This window comes from Streptomyces calidiresistens (genome assembly GCF_014141525.1).
GTDB classification, from domain to species: Bacteria; Actinomycetota; Actinomycetes; order Streptomycetales; family Streptomycetaceae; genus Streptomyces; species Streptomyces calidiresistens.
The window spans coordinates 1-3,348 of record NZ_VKHS01000631.1 but is presented as its reverse complement, the minus strand read 5'-3'; the positions used below and the strand labels follow the sequence as shown (position 1 = coordinate 3,348).

Below are 3,348 nucleotides of genomic sequence, written 5' to 3'. Positions count from 1 at the left end.
GCGGACACCCCCCCGACCCGCCGTGCCGGTCCCGGGGAGGCCGGGGTGGGGCGCGAGACGATGCCGATCCCGGGCCCCCGGGGGCCACCGGCCCCCCGGGGGCCGAGGTGTGTCCGGGCCCGTGCGTCCCCGCTTCCCCGCCGGGGGCCTCCCCGGGCCGGGCCCGCGACGCCCGGCGGCCCCTCCCCGCCCGATACGCTGGGACGTCACCTGCGGGACAGCGAGAGAAGGGCAGCCCCCACGTTGCGCGTCGCCAGATTCTCCCTCGAGGGAAACGTCGGTTTCGGTGTGCTGGACACCGATCCGGACCGGGACGAGCCGGTCCTGGACGTGGTCCGCGGCCACCCCTTCGGCGGGGTGGAGCGCAGCGGACGCCACATCCCGCTGAAGGCGGTGCGGTTGCTGCCACCGGTGCTGCCCAACAAGGTGGTCGCGGTCGGCCGCAACTACGCCGAACACGCCAGGGAACTCGGCAACGAGGTTCCCGGAACCCCGGTGATCTTCCTCAAGCCGTCCACCTCCGTCATCGGCCCCGGCGACCCGGTGCCCTACCCCTCCTTCTCCCGGGAGGTCCACCACGAGGCGGAGCTCGCCGTGGTCATCGGTCGGATGTGCCGGGAGGTGCCGCCCTCCCGCGCGGCGGAGGTGATCCTCGGGTACACCTGCGCCAACGACATCACCGCCCGGGACATCCAACGCTCCGAGGAGCAGTGGACCCGCGCCAAGGGCTTCGACGGCTCCTGTCCGCTGGGACCGTGGGTCGAGACGGAACTCACCCCCGAGCGGGCCGCCGACCTGGCGATCATGTGCACCGTCAACGGTGAGCAGCGTCAGCTCGGACGCACCGGCGAGATGGTGCGCGGCATCCCCGAGTTGATCGCGCACATCACCGAGGCGATGACGCTCCTGCCCGGGGACGTCATTCTCACCGGCACCCCGGCGGGTGTCGGCCCCCTGGAGATCGGCGACGAGGTCGCCGTCACCATCGAAGGCATCGGAACTCTCACCAACAAGGTGGTCAAGCGTGACTAGCGCGCCCTCCTCCGCCCCCGCCGAGCCCGGCACGGGGGACACCTCCCCGGTCCGGGTGCGGTTCTGCCCGTCGCCGACCGGCAACCCGCACGTCGGCCTGGTTCGGACGGCGTTGTTCAACTGGGCCTTCGCCCGTCGCCACGGCGGCACCATGATCTTCCGGATCGAGGACACCGACGCGGCGCGGGATTCCGAGGAGTCCTACGAGGCGCTCCTGGACGCCATGCGCTGGCTCGGCCTGAACTGGGACGAGGGTCCGGAGGTGGGCGGCCCCCACGAGCCCTACCGGCAGTCGCAGCGCATGGAGATCTACGCCGATGTCGCCCGTCGGCTCCAGGACGCCGGCCACGCCTACCGGTGCTACTGCTCGGCCAACGAGCTCGCCGAGCGCCGCGAGGCCGCCCGGGCCGCAGGCCGCCCATCGGGATACGAGGGCACCTGCCGGGACCTGTCGGCCGAGCGGATCGCCGCCTACGAGGCGGAGGGGCGCACGCCGATCGTGCGGTTCCGGATGCCCGACGAGCCGATCACCTTCACCGACCTGGTGCGCGGCGAGCTGACCTTCACCCCGGAGAACGTTCCCGACTACGGCATCGTCCGGGCCACCGGTGCCCCGCTCTACACCCTGGTCAACCCGGTGGACGACGCGCTGATGAAGGTGACCCACGTCCTGCGCGGCGAGGACCTGCTCTCCTCCACCCCCCGCCAGATCGCCCTGTACCGGGCGCTCGCGGACATCGGGGTGGCCACCGGGCCGATGCCCCGCTTCGGCCACCTGCCGTACGTCATGGGGGAGGGGAACAAGAAGCTCTCCAAGCGCGACCCCCAGGCCTCGCTCAACCTCTACCGGGAGCGCGGCTTCCTGCCCGAGGGGCTGCTCAACTACCTCTCCCTCCTCGGCTGGTCCATCGCGGAGGATCGCGACATCTTCTCGTTGCGGGAGATGGTGGAGGCCTTCGACATCGCGGACGTCAACGCCAATCCCGCCCGCTTCGACCTCAAGAAGTGCGAGGCGATCAACGCGGTCCACCTGCGGGAGATGTCCACGGAGGACTTCCTCGCCGCCTGTGAGCCGTGGCTGCGGGCCCCGCACGCCCCCTGGAAGCCGGAGGCGTTCGACGAGGCGGCCTTCGCCGCCCTCGCCCCGCTGGCGCAGACCCGGCTGACGGTGCTCTCGGAGATCACCGACAACGTCGACTTCCTCTTCCTCGACGAGCCGGTGCGCGACGAGGCGTCCTGGCAGAAGGCGATGAAGCCCGGGGCGGAGGCGTTGCTGCGCACGGCGCGCGAGCGACTGGCGGCGGCGGAGTGGAACGCGGAGGCACTCAAGGGCGCCGTTCTGGCGGCGGGGGAGGAACACGGCCTGAAGCTCGGCAAGGCCCAGGCGCCGGTCCGGGTGGCCGTGACCGGCCGGACCGTGGGACTGCCGCTCTTCGAGTCCCTGGAGGTGCTCGGGCGCGAGCGCACCCTGGAGCGGGTCGACGCGGCCCTGGCGCGGCTGGCGGGCTGACACCGCGCGTGAACCCGGCATCGCACCGCGGGCTCCGGGCGGGGGCGGGACACCGTGCCCCGCCCGGAGCCGTCGGAGCCCGTCTCCCGGGCGGAGAGGCCCGCCCGGGAGACGGGCTCCGGGGGTGCGGGGCGGGGCGCGCCGGCCCCGACGGGGAACCCGTTTTGGAGCACGGTCCCCGATCGGGTAATGTTCTTCCCGTCGCCGAACGGGGCCGGCCGAAAGGCCGGGACACCGGGAGGCGGACACCGGAACAAGACCTCTCGAGGTTCGGTTTTGGTGGGCTATGGTGTAATTGGCAGCACGACTGATTCTGGTTCAGTTAGTCTAGGTTCGAGTCCTGGTAGCCCAGCGCGATCTTCGCCCAGCGAGATCATGCCCCCGTTGTGTAGCGGCCTAGCACGCCGCCCTCTCAAGGCGGTAGCGCCGGTTCGAATCCGGTCGGGGGTACTGGCCGAAAGGCCTGCTGGGGCCCCCGTTGTGTAGCGGCCTAGCACGCCGCCCTCTCAAGGCGGTAGCGCCGGTTCGAATCCGGTCGGGGGTACGTATCGGGAAAGCCCCGCGTGTTCGCACGCGGGGCTTTCCCGTGTTCGCACCCGGTGCGGGCGGTCTCCCGGCAGCCGTCCGCCCCGCCTCGCCACCGGCACCCTGCCGATCGCCTCGGCCGGATCCCGCACGGGTGTGTCGACCCCGACCGACCCGTGGGCGCCGACCGGTGCCCCGGGGAAGGTCTCCCGCCGGTTTCCCGGGTGCCCGCCCCGCCGCGTGAACTCGGCCCACGCCGGGGTGACCCCGCCGGGGAGGGG

2 protein-coding genes and 3 tRNA genes are annotated in these 3,348 nt (G+C 72.4%); all 5 read left to right on the top strand.

The annotated features are described in order from the left end of the window. Positions 1 to 243: 243 nt before the first annotated feature. Positions 244 to 1,032, top strand: a complete 789-nt coding sequence (locus FOE67_RS20680; RefSeq protein ID WP_182666340.1) for a fumarylacetoacetate hydrolase family protein — start codon at positions 244 to 246, stop codon at positions 1,030 to 1,032. After that, positions 1,025 to 2,542, top strand: a complete 1,518-nt coding sequence (gene gltX, locus FOE67_RS20675; RefSeq protein ID WP_182666339.1) for a glutamate--tRNA ligase — start codon at positions 1,025 to 1,027, stop codon at positions 2,540 to 2,542. The genes FOE67_RS20680 and gltX overlap by 8 nt, the downstream gene beginning before the upstream one ends. Before the next feature lie 280 nt (positions 2,543 to 2,822). After that, positions 2,823 to 2,894: transfer RNA gene (locus FOE67_RS20670), tRNA-Gln, on the top strand. A gap of 25 nt (positions 2,895 to 2,919) precedes the next feature. Further along, a tRNA-Glu gene (locus tag FOE67_RS20665) sits at positions 2,920 to 2,992 on the top strand. A 21-nt stretch (positions 2,993 to 3,013) separates the two neighbouring features. Beyond that, positions 3,014 to 3,086 (top strand) — tRNA-Glu (locus FOE67_RS20660). The last annotated feature ends 262 nt before the right edge of the window (positions 3,087 to 3,348 follow it).